The organism is Streptomyces sp. NPDC054783 (assembly GCF_053611725.1).
Genome location: NZ_JBSHAY010000038.1, coordinates 44,448 through 63,619, shown reverse-complemented (window position 1 = coordinate 63,619; position 19,172 = coordinate 44,448). Strand labels below are relative to the sequence as shown.

General features: G+C 73.9%; 16 protein-coding genes and 3 pseudogenes. 11 read left to right on the top strand and 8 right to left on the bottom strand.

Annotated features, from left to right (window positions below; translation table 11 throughout):
- The first annotated feature begins 59 nt into the window (after positions 1-59).
- The 4 genes and pseudogenes from ACWGJ5_RS39890 to ACWGJ5_RS39875 form a co-directional block, all read left to right on the top strand.
- The gene (locus ACWGJ5_RS39890) at positions 60-458 is read left to right on the top strand and encodes a 6-pyruvoyl trahydropterin synthase family protein (protein WP_453314520.1); all 399 of its coding nucleotides are present in this window, start codon (positions 60-62) and stop codon (positions 456-458) included.
- Positions 455-1,642 (top strand): glycosyltransferase family 4 protein, encoded by a 1,188-nt coding sequence (locus tag ACWGJ5_RS39885; protein ID WP_453314519.1) that lies wholly within the window; start codon positions 455-457, stop codon positions 1,640-1,642. The genes ACWGJ5_RS39890 and ACWGJ5_RS39885 overlap by 4 nt, the downstream gene beginning before the upstream one ends.
- The gene (locus tag ACWGJ5_RS39880; protein ID WP_453314518.1) at positions 1,639-2,811 is read left to right on the top strand and encodes a class I SAM-dependent methyltransferase; all 1,173 of its coding nucleotides are present in this window, start codon (positions 1,639-1,641) and stop codon (positions 2,809-2,811) included. The genes ACWGJ5_RS39885 and ACWGJ5_RS39880 overlap by 4 nt, the downstream gene beginning before the upstream one ends.
- Positions 2,808-3,962: pseudogene (locus tag ACWGJ5_RS39875) on the top strand (lysylphosphatidylglycerol synthase transmembrane domain-containing protein); the annotation flags it as partial. The gene ACWGJ5_RS39880 and the pseudogene ACWGJ5_RS39875, both read left to right, overlap by 4 nt.
- Positions 3,963-4,099: 137 nt before the next feature.
- Here ACWGJ5_RS39875 and ACWGJ5_RS39870 read toward each other — a convergent pair.
- Positions 4,100-4,888: a creatininase family protein gene (locus ACWGJ5_RS39870; protein ID WP_453314517.1), complete on the bottom strand. Its 789-nt coding sequence runs from the start codon at positions 4,886-4,888 to the stop codon at positions 4,100-4,102.
- Positions 4,889-4,926: 38 nt separating this feature from the next.
- Between ACWGJ5_RS39870 and ribA the strand changes: the two genes are divergently transcribed.
- A complete protein-coding gene (gene ribA, locus ACWGJ5_RS39865) occupies positions 4,927-5,598 on the top strand; it encodes a GTP cyclohydrolase II (protein WP_453314516.1) in 672 nt (223 codons plus the stop codon).
- Between the two features lie 60 nt (positions 5,599-5,658).
- Here the strand turns inward: ribA and ACWGJ5_RS39860 are convergent, their stop codons facing one another.
- The 3 genes from ACWGJ5_RS39860 to ACWGJ5_RS39850 all read right to left on the bottom strand — a co-directional run bounded on the left by ACWGJ5_RS39860 (position 5,659) and on the right by ACWGJ5_RS39850 (position 9,087).
- Complete coding sequence (locus ACWGJ5_RS39860) at positions 5,659-6,882, bottom strand: serine hydrolase domain-containing protein (RefSeq protein ID WP_453314515.1); 1,224 nt, start codon at positions 6,880-6,882, stop codon at positions 5,659-5,661.
- A 61-nt stretch (positions 6,883-6,943) separates the two neighbouring features.
- Entirely contained in the window at positions 6,944-8,509 is a 1,566-nt protein-coding gene (locus ACWGJ5_RS39855) for an MFS transporter (protein WP_453314514.1), read from the bottom strand.
- The gene (locus tag ACWGJ5_RS39850) at positions 8,506-9,087 is read right to left on the bottom strand and encodes a TetR/AcrR family transcriptional regulator (protein WP_453314513.1); all 582 of its coding nucleotides are present in this window, start codon (positions 9,085-9,087) and stop codon (positions 8,506-8,508) included. The genes ACWGJ5_RS39855 and ACWGJ5_RS39850 overlap by 4 nt, the downstream gene beginning before the upstream one ends.
- 89 nt (positions 9,088-9,176) lie before the next feature.
- On the opposite strand from ACWGJ5_RS39850, the gene ACWGJ5_RS39845 reads away from it, so the two are divergent.
- Positions 9,177-9,626: a PPOX class F420-dependent oxidoreductase gene (locus ACWGJ5_RS39845; RefSeq protein WP_453314512.1), complete on the top strand. Its 450-nt coding sequence runs from the start codon at positions 9,177-9,179 to the stop codon at positions 9,624-9,626.
- Positions 9,627-9,643: 17 nt separating this feature from the next.
- Here the strand turns inward: ACWGJ5_RS39845 and ACWGJ5_RS39840 are convergent, their stop codons facing one another.
- Complete coding sequence (locus ACWGJ5_RS39840; protein ID WP_453314511.1) at positions 9,644-10,522, bottom strand: NAD(P)-dependent oxidoreductase; 879 nt, start codon at positions 10,520-10,522, stop codon at positions 9,644-9,646.
- Between the two features lie 105 nt (positions 10,523-10,627).
- Here ACWGJ5_RS39840 and ACWGJ5_RS39835 point away from each other — a divergent pair, with 105 nt between their 5' ends.
- Together ACWGJ5_RS39835 and ACWGJ5_RS39830 are read left to right on the top strand one after the other, a co-directional pair.
- Entirely contained in the window at positions 10,628-11,224 is a 597-nt protein-coding gene (locus tag ACWGJ5_RS39835) for a TetR/AcrR family transcriptional regulator (protein WP_453314510.1), read from the top strand.
- Between the two features lie 485 nt (positions 11,225-11,709).
- Entirely contained in the window at positions 11,710-12,051 is a 342-nt protein-coding gene (locus ACWGJ5_RS39830) for a VOC family protein (protein WP_453314509.1), read from the top strand.
- A gap of 27 nt (positions 12,052-12,078) precedes the next feature.
- Here ACWGJ5_RS39830 and ACWGJ5_RS39825 read toward each other — a convergent pair.
- A pseudogene (locus ACWGJ5_RS39825) lies at positions 12,079-12,678 on the bottom strand (MFS transporter); the annotation flags it as partial.
- Between the two features lie 191 nt (positions 12,679-12,869).
- Entirely contained in the window at positions 12,870-13,535 is a 666-nt protein-coding gene (locus ACWGJ5_RS39820; protein WP_453314508.1) for a TetR/AcrR family transcriptional regulator, read from the bottom strand.
- A gap of 165 nt (positions 13,536-13,700) precedes the next feature.
- On the opposite strand from ACWGJ5_RS39820, the gene ACWGJ5_RS39815 reads away from it, so the two are divergent.
- The 3 genes and pseudogenes from ACWGJ5_RS39815 (at position 13,701) to ACWGJ5_RS39805 (ending at position 18,544) form a co-directional block, all read left to right on the top strand.
- Complete coding sequence (locus ACWGJ5_RS39815) at positions 13,701-14,594, top strand: shikimate dehydrogenase (protein ID WP_453314507.1); 894 nt, start codon at positions 13,701-13,703, stop codon at positions 14,592-14,594.
- Positions 14,591-16,400: pseudogene (locus tag ACWGJ5_RS39810) on the top strand (TIM barrel protein). Before ACWGJ5_RS39815 ends, ACWGJ5_RS39810 begins: the two are co-directional and overlap by 4 nt.
- Positions 16,401-16,597: 197 nt before the next feature.
- Positions 16,598-18,544, top strand: coding sequence for an ArnT family glycosyltransferase (locus ACWGJ5_RS39805; protein ID WP_453314506.1), 1,947 nt, complete (start codon positions 16,598-16,600; stop codon positions 18,542-18,544).
- Positions 18,545-18,584: 40 nt separating this feature from the next.
- Here ACWGJ5_RS39805 and ACWGJ5_RS39800 read toward each other — a convergent pair whose 3' ends face one another.
- Positions 18,585-19,172 (bottom strand): histidine phosphatase family protein, encoded by a 588-nt coding sequence (locus tag ACWGJ5_RS39800; RefSeq protein WP_453314505.1) that lies wholly within the window; start codon positions 19,170-19,172, stop codon positions 18,585-18,587.

Below are 19,172 nucleotides of genomic sequence, written 5' to 3'. Positions count from 1 at the left end.
CATCCCCCGAAGGGTAAGGAACCGGGGGACCAGACGCGTCGTACCTGGAGGGTCGTCCGTTGTTCAGCATCACCGTCCGCGATCACATCATGATCGCCCACAGCTTCCGCGGCGAAGTGTTCGGGCCCGCGCAGCGCCTGCACGGCGCCACGTTCCTGGTGGACGCCACCTTCCGCCGCGAGCAGCTGGACGAGGACAACATCGTGGTCGACATCGGCCTGGCCACGCAGGAACTGCGCCTGATCACCGCCGAGCTGAACTACCGCAACCTCGACGACGAACCCGACTTCGCCGGCGTCAACACCTCCACCGAGTTCCTCGCCAAGGTGATCGCCGACCGGCTCGCCGAACGCGTCCACAAGGGCGCCCTCGGCGAGGGCGCCAAGGGACTCACGGGCATCGCCGTCACCCTGCACGAGTCGCACATCGCCTGGGCGAGTTACGAGCGTGGCCTGTGACCGGGGCGACCACGGAGCGGGCACGGCTGTCCTACGTCCCGGCGCAGCACACCGCCGACGCCGTCGAGAAGGCCGGAATTCTTTCCATGTCCCTGCGCACCGTGCACTTCGTCCTGCCGGGCGGCATCGACGACCCGGCCGCGCCCAGCGGCGGCAACGCCTACGACCGCCGGGTCTGCCTGGACCTGCCCGGCTTCGGCTGGCAGGTCACCCGGCACGCCGCACCCGGCACTTGGCCGCGCCCCGACCAGGCCGCCCGCGACCACCTCGCCCACACCCTGAGCGAGCTGCCGGACGACGCGGTGGTGCTGCTGGACGGGATCGTCGCCTGCGGCGTCCCGGACATCGTCACCCCCCACGCAGAGCGCCTGCGCCTGGCCGTGCTCGTCCATCTGCCGCTCGGCGACGAGACGGGCCTCGCGCGGGCCGTCGCCGCCGACCTCGACGCCCGCGAACGCACCGTGCTGCGCGCCGCGCCCGCCGTCGTCGCGACCAGCGACTGGGCGGTGCGCCGGCTCGTCTCCCACCACGGACTCGCGCCCGAACGGGTGCATGTCGCCGCGCCCGGCGCCGACATCGCACCCCTCGCGCCCGGCACCGACGGCGTCTCCCGGCTGCTGTGCGTGGCCGCCGTCACCCCGCGCAAGGGCCAGCACCGGCTCGTGGAGGCGCTCGCAGCGGTACGGGACCTGCCGTGGACCTGCGAGCTGGTCGGCGGACTCGGCCACGACCCCGCGTACGTCGCACAGTTGCGCGAGACGATCGTCCGGTACGGCCTCGCCGACCGGCTGCACCTGACCGGCCCGCGCTCCGGCGCCGACCTCGACGCCACCTACGCGGCGGCCGACCTGATGGTCCTCACCTCCTACGCCGAGACCTACGGCATGGCGGTCACCGAGGCCCTGGCCCGCGGCATCCCGGTCCTCGCCACCGACGTGGGCGGACTGCCGGAGGCGGTCGGCCGCGCCCCCGACGGCGGGGTGCCCGGCATCCTCGTCCCGCCGGAGGACCCCGCCGCGCTCGCCGCCGAACTGCGCGGCTGGTTCGGCGAGCCCGACGTACGCCGCCGGCTCAAGGCCGCCGCCCGCGGGCGCCGCGCCGCACTCGACGGCTGGGCCGCCACCGCCCGCAGCCTGGCCGGAGTCCTGGCACGGCTCCCCGAAGCCCCGAGGAGGGCGGCATGACCACGCCGGACACGACGACGAACGGCATGGCATCGATCCCGGCCCAGGCCGGACCGAGGGAGGCGGGGCCGGTGCACCGGGCCGAGAACGAGAGTGAGCCGGTACGCGAGGCCCCTCGCGAGGACACCGGAGCCCCGGGCGGCGGCGTGCTGACACCGGAGGCACCCGACGCGGAGGACGGCGGTCCCCGGGGCACTGGGGGCGGTGCCGGGGACTCCGATGGTGCCGACGGTGGCGGGCAGCCTGGCGCGGACTCCCCGGTCGTCCCGGGGGCCGGGCCGGTCGGTCGCCCCGGAGAACGGGCCACCGTGCGGCTGCGGCACGACGAACCCGAGGAACCGCCCCGGTACGCGCCGGAATGGCTGAGGCTGCGGGAAGGCGCCGACGCGGCCGCGCGTGCGCAGGACCTGCTGGACGCCTTGCGGATCCGGCTGGCGAACGTGCCGGGCCACACCGGCGCCGTCGCCGTGCACGACCTGGGCTGCGGCACCGGCTCGATGAGCCGCTGGCTCGCGCCCCGCCTGGACGGCCCCCAGCACTGGGTCCTGCACGACCGCGACCCCTACCTGCTGCACTTCGCCGCCGTGGACTCCCCGCGCTCCGCCGCCGACGGCAGCGGCGTCACCGTCGAGACCCGGCGCGGCGACGTCGCCCGGCTGACGCCGGACGCGCTGGCCGGGGCCTCGCTGGTCACCGCCTCCGCGCTGCTCGACGTCCTCACCCGCGAGGAGGTCGTCACCCTCGTCGACGCCTGCGCCGGGGCCGGCTGCCCCGCGCTGCTCACCCTGTCGGTCGCCGGGCGTGTCGAACTCACCCCGGCCGACCCGCTGGACGCGGAGATCGCCGAGGCGTTCAACGCCCATCAGCGGCGCGGCGGGCTGCTCGGCCCGGACGCGGTCACCGTGGCCTACGAGGCGTTCGCCGCGCGCGGGGCCGCCGTACGCGTGCGTCCGAGCCCTTGGCGGCTCGGTCCCGAGGAGTCGGCGCTGACCGAGCAGTGGCTGCGCGGCTGGGTGGGAGCGGCCGTGGAACAGCGGCCCGAACTGCGTGACCGCGCCGAGCGGTATCTGCGGGACCGGCTCGCCGCCTGCGCTGCCGGTGAGCTGCGGGTCGTGGTGCATCACACCGACCTGCTGGCCCTGCCCCGGCCGACGGGCGGCACGTCATGAGCTCGCGGTCGGCCGCGACGGAGTCCGGGCACCGGGTCACCGCCGGCACCGGCGCCCACGCGCGCGTGCACGGCACGGAAACCGCCCACGCGCGCGTGCACGGCACGGAAACCGCCCACGCGCGCGTGCACGACGGCGGTCCGGCCGACGTGTGCGTGTACGGTGCCGGCCTGATGCACGCGCGCGTGCCGAGCGGGGGCACGGCGCAGGCGGCCCGCGAGACCGGGACCGGGCTTGGGGAATCGCCGCCTTCGTCTCATGAGCGGCCGTCCTCGCTCCCCGAACCGCCGGCCTCCGAGTCCGCACGGCCCCCGGTCACCGGGCGCCCCCGCGCCCGCTTCCGCGCGCTGCGCACGCACTTCGGCACCGTCGCCGGCGCGGTCATCCTCGGGGCCCTGCTGTGGCGGCTGGGCACCGGCGTGCTCGTCGACGGGCTGCGGCGGATCGACGCCGTCACGGTGCTGGCCGCGCTGGGCATCGGCGTGGTGACCACCGTGCTCAGCGCCTGGCGCTGGCAGTTGGTGGCCCGAAGCCTGCGCATCCGGCTCCCGCTGGGCTCCGCCGTCGCCGACTACTACCGGGCGCTGTTCCTGAACGCGGCGCTCCCCGGCGGGATCCTGGGCGATGTGCACCGGGCGGTCCGGCACGGACAGAGCGCCGGTGACCTGCGCCGCGGGGTGAAGGCCGTCGTACTGGAACGCGTCGCCGGGCAGATCGCGCTGGCCGCGCTCGCCGTGGCGGTGCTGCCGACACTGCCGTCCCCGGTCCGCGCCGAGGCCCGCGACATCGCCCCGCTGGTCGCCCTCGCGGCGGCCGGCGCGCTCGCCATCGGCCTCGCCGTGCGCATGAACCGTGCGTCCTCCCGCCGGGCCGGGGGGCTGCGCACCGCCCTCGGCGAGGTGCGCCAGGGCCTGTTCTCCCGCCGGGGCGGGCCGGGCATCGCGCTGTCCTCGGCAGTCGTCCTGGCCGGGCACGTGGCGATGTTCGTCGTGGCGGCCCGGATCGCCGGCTCGGCCGCCTCCGTCGGGGAACTGGTCCCGCTCGCAGTCCTCGCCCTGGTCGCCATGGGGCTGCCGCTGAACGTCGGCGGCTTCGGGCCCCGCGAGGGCGTCACCGCCTGGGCGTTCGGGGCCGCGGGGCTCGGCGCGAGCACCGGGGTGGCCGTCGCGGTCGTGTACGGCGTGCTGAGCTTCGTGGCGAGCCTGCCCGGCGCCGTCGTCCTCGTCGTGCGCTGGTACGCCGGCCTGCGCGCCGCGCCCGCCACCACGGACCCCGCCCCCGCGAGGGACTACCCGCGCCCCGCCGCGGACGTGAGCAACGCGAAGCACGACTCGAAGGATTCCGACAGGCTCGCCAGCAGTTCCTTCCCCTTTTCGGCCGACCCCAGGGAAGGACGGCCGATGACGCCGGATTCGGTATAGGCGGACATTCCCACGGTGAGCAGATGACGACGGTCGTCAGCGGTGAAATCGGCGGACTCGTAACCAGGGCGGACGAATTCGGGATGAGCGTGCAGAAGAATCGAGGTCTCGATTTCCCCCGCGTGCATGTCGGTGAGCAGCGAGGTGCGCACACCCGCCCGTTCCCGCGCCGTCTCCCAGTCTTCGGCGGCCGGGAACAACGCCATCCGCTCACCGCGCGCGGAGGCCTCCTGGACGACGTTCCCCAGCACGTAGTTGCCGCCGTGCCCGTTGACCACGACCAGCGCGTCGACGCCCGAACGGCGCAGCGACGCGGCGATGTCCGAGACCACCGCATGGAGGGTCACGGCGGAGATGCTGACGGTCCCCGGCCAGTCCGCATGCTCGTGCGAGCAGGAGACCGTCACCGGGGGAAGGAGGTGCACCGGGTACGCGGCGGCGATCTCCCGCGCCACGGCACAGGCGACGAGCGTGTCGGTCGCCAGCGGAAGGAACGGACCGTGCTGTTCGAAACTGCCGACGGGAAGGACGGCGACCTGTGTTGAAACGCCCGCCTCCCGCGTCCGTACCTCTTCGGTGGTGTCCGCCGGCAGCACGCCGTACGCCACGCCGTCCGTCCCACCACATGCCGCCGCACGCGCGCCCGAACCACTCATCGTTTCATGGCCTTTCGTCTCTGCTTAGGAATCAGATCATGACAGAAAACAACGGCTTCAACATGGGCGTCCTCGGCAAGAAGGCCCCGCGGCGTTCGGGCGCGGAACGCGTCGTGAATGCACCGCTGCCCACCGTGTACGGGAAATTCCAGGCGATCGGCTACCTGGACCACGACCGCGGCGACGAACAAGTGGCCCTCGTGTACGGCGAGATCGGCACCGAGAACGTGCTGACCCGGTTGCACTCCGAATGCCTGACCGGGGACGCGTTCGGTTCCCGGCACTGCGAGTGCGGCGACCAGCTGGAGGCCGCACTGCGCGCCGTCGTCGCCGAAGGCAGCGGGATCGTCGTGTACTTGAGGGGCCACGAGGGCCGCGGTATCGGACTGCTCGCCAAGCTGCGCGCGATGGCGCTGCAGGCGGAGGGCCTGGACACGGTGGAGGCGAACCTCGCGCTCGGCCTGCCCGTCGACGCCCGCGACTACGGCATCGCTGCGGAGATCCTGCACGACCTCGGGGTGCGCTCGGTACGCCTGATGTCCAACAACCCCCGCAAGCGCGAGGCGCTGGTGCGGCACGGGATCCAGGTCGCCGAGCAGGTGCCGCTGCTGATCGAGCCGTGCGAGAGCAACATCACGTATCTGCGCACCAAGCGGGAGCGGATGGACCACATCCTGCCCCATCTGGACGCCGTCGCCCACGGCTCCTGAAGCCGGCCGTCCCGGCGTCCGCCGCCTCCCCCCACGGGCGGCGGCCGCCCCGGCGGTCGGTCAGTCCACCAGCGTCTCGTGCACCAGCCGCCGCAGCTCCGGGAAGATCTTCAGCGTCTTCGGGCGTACCTGCGTCATGAACTGGACCGTCAGCTCGTGGGCCGGATCGACCCAGAAGGCGGTCGTGGCCGCGCCGGTCCAGCCGAATGTGCCGAGGCTGGAGGGGGCCAGGGTGCGGGACGGGTCGGTCACCACCGACACGTTGAAGCCGAAGCCGAGCCCGTCGTTGCCGGGTTCCTGGTGGGCGGGGGCGCCGAAGGAGCGCAACACCGCGTCGCCGGGCAGCTGGTTGCGGGTCATCATGCCGACGGCGTCCGTGGACAGCAGCCGTACGCCGTCCAGTTCGCCGCCCCGGCGCAGCATCTCCATGAACCGGTGGAAGTCGTACGCCGAGGAGACCAGGCCGCCGCTGCCGGACAGGAACCTCGGCCGGCCGTGCACCGGCAGCCCCGCCACCGGTTCGATCCCGCCCTCTTCCGTCTCCCCGTACAACTGGGCCAGCCTGCCCGCCTGTTCCGGCGCGATGTGGAAGCCGGTGTCGGTCATGCCGAGCGGGCGCAGGATCCGCTCGGTGAGGAACGTGTCCAGCGGCCGCCCGGACACCACCTCGATCACCCGGCCCAGCACGTTCGAGGCCACCGAGTAGTTCCACTGTGTGCCGGGATCGAACTGCAGCGGCATCCGTGCGTACACCTCGACCGTCTCGGCCAGATCGGCGCCCGGCGGCACCGAGTACTCCAGGCCGGACTCGCGGTAGAGGGCGTCGACGGGGTGCTTGTAGTAGAAGCCGAAGGTCAGGCCGGCGGTGTGGGTGAGCAGATGCCGGATCAGGATCGGGCCGGCGACCGGGCGGGTGCGCAGGTCCGGGCCCGAACCGCCGTCGTACACACGGGGGTTGGCGAACACCGGCAGATGACGTTCCAGCGGGTCGTCCAGGGACAGCCTGCCCTCCTCCACCAGCAGCAGCACCGCGACCGCGGTGACCGGCTTGGTCATGGAGTAGATCCGCCACAGCGTGTCCGCCTCGACCGGCAGCCCGGCCGCGACATCGCGCCGGCCGTACGTGGTGAGGTGGGCGACCCGGCCACTACGCGAGAGGGCCACCAGAAAGCCGGGCAGCCGCCCCTCGTCGACGTGGTGCGCGAACTGCCGGTCCAGGCGGTCCAGCGCCTTGACGTCCAGCCCCGCCTCACCCGGGTCGACTTCCTGCCGCAGCCCTGCCATCGCTCTCCTCCGGTCGCCGTGTACGCGCTGTCCCGGCTGCCCGCCGGGACGCACCCGGCCCTCATCGTCGCCCAGGAACACCACCATGGACCCGTTCATCAGCGCTGTTTGTGATCGACGCGACGCCGTCGGCGCCGGGCATCCCGCGCTCGCCACTGGTTCTGGCCGGCCCGCGCTCGCCATTGGTCCCGGTTGGTGCGTGCTCGCCACTCGTTCCGGCTGGTACGCGATCGCCATCGGTCTCGGCCGGCAGGCGATCGTGACCTGCCCCGGCCGGCACGCGATCGTCACCTGCCGCGGCCGACGTGCGGTCGTCGTCGGTCCCGGCCCGCGCGCCGGCGCAGTCGGCCTTCGGCAGCGCACCGGCCAAGGGCACGCCGAGCGCCGCGACGGCCGCCAGGGCGAGCAGGGCGGTCGTGGTCCCGGCGCCGATGAGCGCGGTCGCCGTGGCCACTCCCACGGCCGGGCCCACGTTCAGCGCCGTCTGCTGCAGCCCGCCCGCCACTCCGGCCACCGCCACCTCCGCCCGGCGTACGACCACCTGGGTGGCCGCCACCATCACCGTCCCGAAGCCGGCCCCCAGCAGGGCGAACGCACAGCCGAGCGTGGGCGTCGAGCCGGCCCCGGACAGTACGAGGACACCGAGCGCCGGCAGCGCCGTCGCCCCCGTCGTCGTACCGCGCGTCCCGAAGCGGCGCAGCAGCGCCGGGCACAGCGCGGCGGACGCCACCATCAGCACCGCGAGCGGCAGACTGCGCAGGGAGCTGTCCAACGGGTCGAGGCCCAGGCGGCGTTGGAGAACGTACGTGGCCACGAAGAGGGCGCCGAAAAAGGCCGCGGACACGACCACCAGCACGCCGAGCGCCGCCCCGGCCGCCCGCGAGCCGATGACCGCGGGCGGCAGCAGCGGGCTCGCCGTACGCCGCTCGTGCCGCACGAGGACGGCGGCGGCGACCGCGGCGACGGCGAGTCCCGTGACGGAGGCGGGCCGCGCGGTCACCGAGTGCACCAGACAGGAGAGGGCCACCGCGAGGAGTGCGGCCCCCGGCAGGTCCAGCGGAGCCCGGGAGCCCGCCGCGGGCCGCTGCGGGCGCAGCAGCGTCGGCAGGCCGAAGACGAGCGCGGGCAGCACGTTGACGAAGAACACCGCCCGCCAGCCCAGGCCGGTCACCAGCGCCCCGCCCACCAGCGGCCCCGCTGCCGCCGCCAGCCCGATCGCGGCGGTCCGCACGGCGAGGGGCCGCGCGAGCCGGTCCGGCGGGTACGCGGCCCGCAGCATGCCCAGCGTGGCAGGCTGCAGCAGCGCGCCGAACACCCCCTGCACCGCCCGCAGCCCGATCACCCAGCCCACGCCGGGCGCGCCACCGATCCCCGCCGACGCCGCTCCGAACCCCAGCATGCCGAGCGCGAACACCCGTTGCTGCCCGTACCGGTCACCGAGCCGTCCCGCGAACACCAGCAGGCTGGCCACGGCGATCAGATACGCGGTGCTGGTCCACTGCACTTCCGCGAACGACGCCCCCAACTCGCGTTGCAGACGGGGCTGCGCGACCGTCAGGACCGTCCCGTCCAGCGCGACGACCACCGCACCCGCCACGCTGCTCGCCAGCGTCCACGGCCGGTTCACCGGCCGCGCTCCGGGCCGAGGTGGGCCAGTAGCACCGCATCGAGCAGTGGTCCGAAGTCCTCCTCGCCGAGGGCGAGTTGGAGACTGCGCCAGCGCCACAGCTGGGCGACCCCGTGCAGATTGGCCCACAGGGCGCCCGCGACCCGCCGGGCGTCGGCGGCGGGCCGGACCTCGCCGACGAGCCCGGCGAGCACGCGGAACAGGGGAAGACTCGTTTCCCGTAGCCCCAAGTGGCCACTCTCCAGCAGATCGTGACGGAACATCAGCTCGTACATGCCGGGGTTGTCGCGCGCGTATTCCAGATACGTTCGCGCCAGCGCCGCCACCTGAGCGCGCGGGCCGGCGGAGCCGGGCGCGAGCGTCGCCCGTACCCGCTCGGCCAGGTCGGCGAAGCCGCGGCGCGCGATGGCCGACAGCAGCTCCAGATGGGTGGGGAAGTAGCGGCGTGGGGCCCCGTGCGAGACGCCGGCGCGCCGGGCGATCTCCCGCAGGGTCAGCGCCTGCAGCCCCTCCACCGCCAGCAGCTCCACGCCCACGTCGACCAGACGCTCCCGCAACCCCATGTCGGACTCAGTCATAGACAGTGTCTACCAGGCCGTGTAGACAGTGTCTACTCCCTGGTCGGATCGCGGGAATGCGGGGCCCGCTCCGGTGAGTTGACCGTGTCATGAGCGAAGACTCCATCTTGGACCCCACGCAGGACACGCTGCTCGAACTGCTCGCCGAAGGCGACGCCGGTGTCCTGGTCACCCTCAAACGCGACGGCCGCCCCCAGCTGTCCAACGTCAACCACGCCTACTATCCCGACGAGCGCGTGATCCGGATCTCCGTCACCGACGACCGCGCCAAGGCCCGCAACCTGCGCCGCGACCCCCGCGCCTCCTATCACGTCACCAGCGCCGACCGCTGGGCGTTCACCGTCGCCGAGGGCACGGCCGAACTCTCCTCGGTCGCCCGGGACCCGCACGACGACACCGTCGAGGAACTGATCCGCCTGTACCGGGACGTTCAGGGCGAGCATCCGGACTGGGACGACTACCGGGCCGCGATGGTCCGCGACCGCCGACTGGTGGTGCGGCTGCACGTCGAGCGGGCGTACGGTATCCCGAAGCGCTGACCCGCCCCGGTTCCCGGCTACGACGCCCCGGCGGTCCGCGTCTCGATCGCTCGCAGTACGGCGACCATGTCCTCGTCGCCGTACCCCTGGGCCACCGTTTCCTCGAACAGGGTGTGACACACGTCGAGGAGCGGTGAGGCCAGGTGCGCCTTGCGGGCCGCCTCGGCGACGAGCCGGTTGTTCTTCAGGACGTCCAGTGCGGCCGCCTGGACCGCGAAGTCCCGGTCGAACAGCTTGGGCGCCTTCATCCGGGAGACGCCGCTGGCCATGGGGCCCGCGTCGAGGACGTCCAGGAACAGCCGCCGGTCCAGGCCCTGCCGCTCGGCGAAGTGGAACGCCTCGGTCAGCCCGGTCACCAGGGTGATCAGGAAGAGGTTCACGGACAGCTTCATCAGCAGCGCGCCGGGCGCCGGACCGCACACGAACGTCTCCCGGCACAACGGCGCCAGCAGCGGCCGTACGGCGTCCACGGCGTCCTGCTCCCCGGCGAGCATGGCCACCAGCCGGCCTTCCTCCGCCGGGACCCGTGACCCGGAGACGGGTGCCTCGACATACCGGCCGCCGGCGGCGCGGACGTCGTTCTCCAGGGCGTGGGAGTACTCGGGCGAGGTGGTGCCCATGTGGACGACCGTGCGCCCGGCGACCCGTGCCGCCAGCGCGGGGGTGCCCCGGCCGAGCACGGTGTCGACGGCGGCCTCGTCGGCGAGCATCAGCAGCACCACGTCCGCCTTGGCGAACACCTCGTCGGCGTCCGCGGCGACCGTGGCGCCGGCGGCGCGCAGGGGTGCGGCGCGTTCCGGGGTCCGGTTCCAGACCACCAGGGGGGTGCCGGCGGACACCAGGCGCTGTGCCATGGGGTGGCCCATCACTCCGAGACCGATGAAGCCGACGTTCACGGGACCGTCCCTCCGCTCCGGGAGCCGATTATGACCACCGTCATAGTAGCGGCCGTTATGACGCCGGTCATAGAGTGGGGGAGGATGAGGATCGGGAGGCCGTCAATGGGCGAGTCGCGACACGGGCCGCGGGAGCGGATGGTCTTCAGCGCGGCCCAGCTCATGCGGCGCGACGGTGTCGCCGCGACCGGCATGCGGGAGGTCGCCGCGCACGCGGGCGCACCGCGCGGCTCGCTCCAGCACTACTTCCCTGGCGGGAAGGAACAGCTGGTCAACGAGGCGGTCGGCTGGGCCGGACGGTATGCGGGCAAGCGGATCGCACGCTTTCTCGCCGGGCTCGAGGAGCCGACGCCGAGCGGGCTGTTCGCGGCGATGGTCGCCCAGTGGACGGATGAGTACGCGGCGCGCGGCTTCGCTGCGGGCTGCCCGGTCGCCGCCGCCACCGTCGACTGCGCCTCGGGCGACGGCTCGACCCGCGAGGCCGTGGCCGCCGCGTTCACGACCTGGCGGGCCCCGCTCGCCGAGGCCCTGACCGGCATGGGCGTCCCCGCGGCACGCGCCGAATCCGTGGCCACGCTGATGATCAGCACCCTGGAGGGCGCGATTCTGATGTCCCGCGCGGAACAGGACGCACGGCCGCTGACCACGGCCGCACGGGAACTCGGGCCCCTGCTCGACGCGGCGGTGACGCCGGCGGGGTGAGCGCGACGGGGCCACTGACCGGGTGAGCGTGACTGGCCATCGGGGCCGGCGGGCGGGACCGGGGTGGCGGGTCGTGGGCGGTCGGGACGTCGGTGCATGGGCGGTCGGGGCGATGGGGTGGTGGCTGGGGTAACCGGTGTGACCGGGCGGCCGGCGTGTCAGGGTGGCGGGTGAAAACCGGTCTGGTCAGGCGGCCGGTGCGGCGGTGCGGCGGTGCGGCGATGCGGCCGATGTGGCAGGCGGCGCTGGTGGTCGGTGTGGCTCGGTCGGTGTGGCGGTGCGCCGGGTGCGCCGGGTGCGCCTGGAGCAACCGGTCTGGCGGGGCAGCCGGTACGGCGGGTGCGGTCGGTGCGCCGTACAAGCGGTCGGTGCGCCGTACAAAAGGTGTGGTCGGCATCGGCGGATGCCTTGGATGCGGAGGGCGCGCGGCGGGTCGCGGGTGGGCGGTGCTTGTCCGGGGGCGCCCGCCGCACTAGCCTCCGCGCGTGATCAACGGTGCACATGTGGTGCTCTACAGCCGGGACGCGGAGGCCGACCGGGCCTTCCTGCGCGACACCCTCGGATGGACGCACGTCGACGCGGGCCACGGATGGCTGATCTTCCAGGCGCCGCCCACCGAGGTGGCCTGCCATCCCACCGACGGCGAGCCCGCGCACGAGCTGATGCTGATGTGCGACGACCTGGACGTGACACAACGTCAACTTGCAGAGCAGGGCGTGGAGTTCACCCGGCCGGTGGAGGAGGCCCGGTGGGGCCGGGTGACCGCCCTGCGCCTGCCGGGCGGCGGCGAACTCGCCCTGTACGAGCCGCGCCACCCGCAGCCCTAGCAGTCCGCCGGCCCGGAGCCGCTCGCCTCAGGCCGTCACCCTTTCCGCCCGCTTCGCCTGCCTCCCCGGCCGCTCCCCGAGCAGTTCCGTCGGGACCCTGTGCGTCTCGCGGGCGGTGAGCGCGGCCAGGGCCGGCGGCAGGCACAGCGCGCCCGTGAACAGGGCGACCGCCGACCAGTCGGCGCCGCCCGGACCGGCGATCTCGGCGGCGAAGGTGACCGCGAGCCCGGCCACCGCGAAGTCGATCTGCGTGCCGATGGCCACGCCCGACAGCCGCACCCGGGTCGCGAACATCTCGCCGTAGAAGGCGGGCCACACACCGTTCGCCGCGCTGTAGACGAGGCCGAAGGCCACGATCCCGAGGATCAGGATCAGCGGGCGCGAGCCCGTGGAGATCGCCCACAGATAGCCGGCCATCGCGACCGCACTGCCCACCGCGCCCAGCAGGAACACCGGCCGGCGCCCGATCCGGTCCGAGAGCGTGGCCCACAGCGGGATCACCGCCAGCGCGGCGAGGTTGGCCAGGGCACCCACCCCCAGCATGAACGTACGGGACATCCCGACCCCGTCACTGGTGGCGTACGCCAGCGCCCACACCGTGAAGACCGTGCTGACCGAGGCGATGAGCGGCCTTTGGGAACTCCACCCTACGGAAGGGCGGAGTGAGCGACGAGGGGAGGGAGCGGGCGAGGGGCCGGATCTCGGCTGCTGATTAACCCACTGGATAGTTAGTGGTGGTGGGTGGGATGTTGCGCCGGTGTTTCCCCGCTGTCAAGAGCCGGCGCGACAGTCCCTGCGGGAGCGCGGGCCCGCCGGGGTCAGCCGGCCGCGCGCTCCGCGGTCAGGTAGGCGATCACCATGTCGCCGAGCATGGTCCGGTAGTGCTCCCGCTGGGCGGGGTCCACCAGGTCCCGGCCGAACAGGGCCCCGAAGGTGTGCCGGTTGGCGACCCGGAAGAAGCAGAACGAGCTGACCACCGCGTGCAGGTCGACCGCGTCGACGTCGGCCGTGAACAGCCCCGACTCCTGCCCCGCGGTGAGGATCCGGCGGATCACCTCCAGCGCCGGGGAACCGATCTTCCCGAGCTTCTCGGAAGCCGCGATGTGCTCGGCGCCGTGGATGTTCTCGATGCTGACCAGGCGGATGAAGTCCGGGTGGCGCTCATGGTGGTCGAAGGTCAGCTCGGCCAGGCGCCGGATCGCGGCGACGGGGTCCAGGTGGTCGACGTCCAGTTCCTGCTCGGCCTGGCGGATCACCCCGTAGGCCCGCTCCAGCACGGCTGTGAACAGCTGTTCCTTGCCGCCGAAGTAGTAGTAGATCATCCGCTTGGTGGTGCGGGTGCGGGCCGCTATCTCGTCGACGCGGGCGCCGTCGTAGCCGGCCCGCGCGAACTCCTGCGTGGCCACGTCGAGGATCTCGGCCTTGGTGCGGGCCGCGTCGCGCACCCGTCCCCCGGGTCGTGCGGGTTCTTCGACGCTGGTCATCGCTGTCCTTCGGGCCGGTGGACGCCTGGGCGGCGCGCTCGCTGTGTGCGTGCCGGTGATTGTAGAAGCAGGGCCCCCGAAGTCGCCCGGCTCTTCCGCACGGCTCTCCCGGCTGATACAGCTAACGAACTGGTTCGTACATTAGTGTCGCCTCGGGAGGGCCACATGGCCAAGGACGCGTATCTCGTCGGGCTGATCGGGGCCGGTATCGGCCCCTCGCTCAGCCCCGCCCTGCACCAGCGGGAGGCGGATCGGCAGGGCTTGCGCCACCTCTACCGGCTCCTCGACATCGACGTCCTCGGCCGGGCGCCGGAGGCGGTCGGCGACCTGGTCCGCGCTGCCCGCGATCTGGGCTACGACGGGCTGAACATCACCCACCCCTGCAAACAGCTGGTCATCGACCACCTCGACGCTCTCGATCCGCGGGCCGAGGCGCTCGGCGCGGTCAACACCGTGGTCTTCGACGACGGCCGGGCCGTCGGCCACAACACCGACGTGACCGGTTTCGCCGCCTCCTTCGCGCGCGGCCTGCCGGACGCCCCGCTGGAGCGGGTCGTCCAGCTCGGCGCGGGCGGCGCGGGCGCGGCCGTCGCCCACGCCGTGCTCACCCTGGGCGCCGGGCGGGTCACCGTCGTCGACGCGCTGCCCGAGCGGGCCGCCGCGCTCGCCGACTCCTTGGTACGCAACTTCGGCCCAGGCCGGGCGGGCGCGGCGACGGTCGATCGGCTTCCGGCGCTCCTCGGCGAGGCCGACGGCTGTGGGGGGCTCGTCCATGCCACCCCCACCGGCATGGCCGCGCATCCCGGACTGCCCCTGTCCGCCGAGCTGTTGCACGCCGGTCTGTGGGTGGCCGAAGTCGTCTACCGGCCGCTTCGGACCGCGCTGCTGGGGGTCGCCCACGCGCGTGGCTGCGCCGTCCTGCCCGGGGGCGGCATGGCCGTGTTCCAGGCCGCCGACGCGTTCCGGCTGTTCACCGGGCGGGAGCCGGACAGCGGGCGCATGCTGGCCGACTTCGAGGAACTGGTGGGCGTCGAGCGCTCGGGGAGTGCGGCCGGATGACGAGGAACACGGGCAGGCACACCTCCATCGCCACCGTCTCCCTCAGCGGCACCCTCACCGAGAAGCTCGCCGCCGCCGCGCGGGCCGGCTTCGGCGGGGTGGAGATCTTCGAGAACGATCTCCTCGCCTGCCCGCTCGTTCCCGAGGAGATCCGTGCACGCTGCGCCGACCTCGGGCTGAGCATCGATCTGTACCAGCCGATGCGGGACATCGAGGGCGTGCCGGACGACGTCTTCGTGCGCAATCTGCGGCGCGCCCGGCACAAGTTCGAGCTGATGAACCGGCTCGGCGCAGACACCGTCCTCGTGTGCTCCGGCGTGTCGCCGGACGCCGTGGACGACGACGCGCGAGCCGCCGGTCAGCTCGCTCGACTGGCATACCTGGCGGAGGAGTTCGGCATACGGGTGGCGTACGAGGCGCTCGCCTGGGGGCGGCATGTGAACACCCACGGGCACGCGTGGCGGATCGTCGAGGCCGCCGACCATCCGGCGCTCGGCGTCTGCCTGGACAGCTTCCACATCCTCTCCCGGTGCTCCGAGCCCGAGGACCTCGAGGGAATCGCGGACATCCCCGGCGAGAAGATCTTCTTCCTGCAACTCGCCGACGCCCCGCTGCTCGCCATGGACGTCCTGCAGTGGAGCCGCCACTACCGCTGCTTCCCCGGACAGGGCGGCTTCGACGTCGCCGGGGCTGCTGCGGCGCGTCCTCGCCGCCGGGTACCGCGGGCCGCTGTCCCTGGAGGTCTTCAACGACGTCTTCCGTCAGGCCGACGCCGGCCCCACCGCCGTCGACGCCCACCGCTCCCTGCTCCTCCTGCGCGAGGCCGCCGGCGCCGCCGAGCTGCCGCCCCCCGTCGTGCCCACCGGGGTGGCCTTCGCCGAACTCCTCACCCCGGACGCCGAACCCGTCACCGCACTGCTGACCGCGCTCGGATTCACCCGCACCGCCCGGCACCGCGGCAAGCCCGTCGACCTGTGGCAGCGCGGTGCGGCACGCGTCCTGGTCAACACCGCCGCCACCGCCCGCCGTGACGGCACCCGGCTCGCCGCGATCGGCCTGGAGTCCCCGGACCCCGCCGCTGCCGCCCGCCGCGCCGAAGCCCTGCTCGCCCCCGTCCTGCCCCGCCGCCGCGCCCCCGGGGACGCCCCGCTCGACGCCGTCGCGGCCACCGACGGCACGGAACTGTTCCTCTGCGCCACCGGCGATCCCGAACCACCGGACTGGCGGGCGGACTTCGCCGACCTTCCGGACACCCCGGCGCCCTCCGCGACCCGCATCGACCACCTCGCGCTCACCCAGCCCTGGCACCACTTCGACGAGGCCACGCTCTTCCACCGCAGCGTCCTCGGCCTCACCGCCCAGGAGAGCGTCGACCTCGCCGACCCCTACGGCCTGATGCGCAGCCGGGCCGTCGCCAATGCCGACGGCAGCGTCCGAATCGCCCTCGGCGTCGGCGCGGCACCCACCGACGACACCGTGCACGCGGCGCACATCGCGCTGGCCACCGACGACGTGGTGGCCGCGGCCCGCGCCTTCCGCGCCGCGGGCGGCCGGCTGCTCCCGGTGCCCGCCAACTACCACGACGACCTCGCCGCCCGCTACGAGTTCCCGGACGGGGAGCTGGAGACCTACCGCGAACTCGGCATCCTGTACGACCGGGACGCGGGCGGCGCCTTCCGCCACTGCTACACCGAGACCGTCGGCCGGGTCTTCTTCGAACTCGTCCAGCGCGACCCCGGCTACCAGGGGTACGGCGCCGTGAACGCCCCGGTCCGGCTCGCGGCCCAGCACGCCGGGCGGCGCTGAGAGAGGCGGGCGGAAGAACAGGGCGAAGGAGCAGACCGGAAGAGGAGGTGAAGGAGGCGGTGAGCCCGCGGTGAGACCTCGGTGAGACCCGGCTCCGGCACGCGCCGCCCCCCGGTCCGGCGGCCGATACTCGCACGGTCCAGGACATACCCGGTGTCCCGGACCCGAGAGTCCCGGACCGGGTGCCTGGAAGTCCCATGCCGATCCCCGCCGGCCGGCCGCTGCTGCGCCCCGACCTGCCGCCGACCGAGCCGACCGCAACCGTCCCGCCCCCGCCCGCCCCGCCCACGGCGGCCCGCGCCGACCACTACGAACGTCCGGTGCTCGCCGCCATCGCCGTGCTCGCCGCCGTACTGTGCCTGTGGGGCCTGGACCACAGCACCTACCACGCCTTCTACGCGAGCGCGGTGCGCAGCATGACCGACAGCCCGGCCGACTTCTTCTACGGCTCCTTCGACCCGGCGGGCTCCATCACGCTGGACAAGCTGCCCGGCTTCCTGTGGCCGCAAGCGCTCGCGGCGCTGGCGTTCGGCTTCCACCCCTGGGCGCTGGTGCTGCCCCAGGCACTGGAGATGGTGGGCTGTGTCCTGCTGCTGCATGTGCTGGTGCGCCGCTGGGCCGGGGTGCCCGCCGGGCTGCTGGCCGCCGCGTTCCTGACGCTGACCCCGGTGACGGTGGGCCTCGGCCGTTCGGTCACCGAGGACGCCCCGTTCGTGCTGCTCCTGCTGCTGGCCGCCGAGGCCACCTGGCGGGCCACCGCGAAGGCCCGCCCGCGCACCCTGCTGCTCGCGGGCGTCTGGGTGGGCCTCGCCTTCCAGTGCAAGATGCTGGAGGCCTGGGCGGTACTGCCCGCGCTGGCCGCGACCTACCTGGTCGCCGCGCCCGCCGCGCGGCGCCGCCGTATCGGCCATGTGGCGCTGGCCGGAGCGGTGACCGTGGCGGTGTCGGTGTCGTGGATGCTGGTGGCCGCCCTCACCCCGGCCGGCGCCCGCCCGTACCTCGACGGCACCACCGACGACTCGCCGTTCGCCCTCGTCGTCGGCTACAACTTCCTCACCCGTTTCCACGACGTCGGCGTCGACGCGGCCGGCACCGGCAGCATAATGGCGAGCCGGGTGGCCCGGGCCGGCGCACACCTGGGACCGGGCATGGGCGACGGCGTGGGGAAGATGTTCAGTCCGGGGCTGGCCACCCAGACCGGCTGGCTGTACCCGCTGGCCGCGCTCGGGCTCGTCGGCGGGCTGCTGGCGCTGCGGCGGCGCCGGGTGCCGCGCACCGACCCGCTGTTCGCCGGGCAGGTGCTGTGGGGCATGTGGTTCGCGACCTTCTTCGCCGCCTTCAGCTTCGGCAGCGTCACCGGCCACACCTACTACATGGGCGTCGTCGCGGTGGCCGTGGCCGCGCTCGCCGCGGCCGGCGTCGTCCGCGCCCGCCGCTCCCGTCTGCTCGCCGCCGTCATCGCCGTCAACCTCGTCTGGGCCGCGGCGCTGACGCTGTGGTACCCGCGCTTCCAGCCCTGGTCGGCGCCCTGCGCGGCCGCCCTCGGCCTGCTCGCGCTGCTGCTCGCGGGCCTGCGTCACCGCACCGGCGCGGCCGCCCGCCGCATCCCGCCGCGGGCCGCGCTCGCCACCGCTCTCACCGCCGTCCTGCTGGTCCCCGCCGTCTGGACGGCGTCCGCACTGTCCCTGCGCTACAACCAGCCCGGCTCCTTCGGCCGGGTCGGCCCCACCAGCACCGGCGCCGGCACCGCGTCCACCACCCTCGGCCCCCAACGCCGGCGGTTGCTCGCCTACCTGACCGCGCACCGCGACGGCGCCCGCTACCTGGCCGCCGTACCCGGCTGGGAGAGCGCCGCGCCGTACGTCATCGCCGCCGACGCGTCCGTGCTGCCGATGGGCGGCTTCACCGGCCGCGTCCCCTACCCGGCGCCGGACGCCTTCCGCCGGCTGGTGGACACCGGACGGCTGCACTACGTCCTCGTCCCACGCGCCGACCTGCGCCCCAGTGCCCTCACGGCCGGCAGCCCCGTCGGCGCTGTGCTGCGCTGGACCGTCGCGCACTGCGCGCTGGTCCCGGCGGCCGCCTACGATCCCGGTGACCGGTCCGGGCTGCTGTACCACTGCGGCCCGGCCCACCAGGGGTGAACCGGGCCGCGCAGCAAAGGGACTTGCGGATCGGGAGTCGTTACGGCCGTCTGTTCCACTCGGCGATCACGGGCCGCCCGTGCTCGGTCGACAGCCGGCTGACCGTGCCCGTGGCCAGCTGGAACAGCCGGCCCTCGGCGGGCGGCAGGCCCAGCCGGCGCGCGGTGAGCACGCGCAGGAAGTGGGCGTGGGCGACGACGATCACGTCCCCCTCGGCCAGGGCCGGGGAAAGCCGGGCCACCACCCGGTCGGCGCGGGCCCCGATCTCCTCCGGTGACTCGCCGGGATGCCCCTCGGGGCCCGGCGGCACGCCGTCGGTCCACAGGTCCCAGCCGGGGCGCGTCCGGTGGATGTCGACCGTGGTGACACCCTCGTAGCCGCCGTAGTCCCACTCGTGCAGGTGGGGGTCGGGCACGACCCCGACGAGGCCCGCCAGTTCGGCGGTGCGCAGCGCGCGGCCCAGCGGGCTGGCGAGCGCGAGGGCGTAGGTCCGGCCGGTGAGGAGCGGGGCGAGGGACTTGGCCTGTTGCTCGCCGTCCTCGGTCAGGGGCAGGTCGGTCCAGCTGGTGTGCTGTCCCGACCGGCTCCACTCCGTCTCACCGTGGCGGACCAGCAGGAGGTCCCCCAC

Excerpts from the sequence above, each read along its gene's own strand:
- ACWGJ5_RS39870 (WP_453314517.1), bottom strand. The coding sequence starts at position 4,888 with ATGAGTGGTTCGGGCGCGCGTGCGGCGGCATGTGGTGGGACGGACGGC.
- ACWGJ5_RS39805 (WP_453314506.1), top strand. The coding sequence starts at position 16,598 with ATGCCGATCCCCGCCGGCCGGCCGCTGCTGCGCCCCGACCTGCCGCCG.
- ACWGJ5_RS39880 (WP_453314518.1), top strand. The coding sequence starts at position 1,639 with ATGACCACGCCGGACACGACGACGAACGGCATGGCATCGATCCCGGCC.
- ACWGJ5_RS39860 (WP_453314515.1), bottom strand. The coding sequence starts at position 6,882 with ATGGCAGGGCTGCGGCAGGAAGTCGACCCGGGTGAGGCGGGGCTGGAC.
- ACWGJ5_RS39850 (WP_453314513.1), bottom strand. The coding sequence starts at position 9,087 with ATGACTGAGTCCGACATGGGGTTGCGGGAGCGTCTGGTCGACGTGGGC.
- ACWGJ5_RS39835 (WP_453314510.1), top strand. The coding sequence starts at position 10,628 with ATGGGCGAGTCGCGACACGGGCCGCGGGAGCGGATGGTCTTCAGCGCG.
- ACWGJ5_RS39815 (WP_453314507.1), top strand. The coding sequence starts at position 13,701 with ATGGCCAAGGACGCGTATCTCGTCGGGCTGATCGGGGCCGGTATCGGC.
- ribA (WP_453314516.1), top strand. The coding sequence starts at position 4,927 with ATGACAGAAAACAACGGCTTCAACATGGGCGTCCTCGGCAAGAAGGCC.
- ACWGJ5_RS39820 (WP_453314508.1), bottom strand. The coding sequence starts at position 13,535 with ATGACCAGCGTCGAAGAACCCGCACGACCCGGGGGACGGGTGCGCGAC.
- ACWGJ5_RS39845 (WP_453314512.1), top strand. The coding sequence starts at position 9,177 with ATGAGCGAAGACTCCATCTTGGACCCCACGCAGGACACGCTGCTCGAA.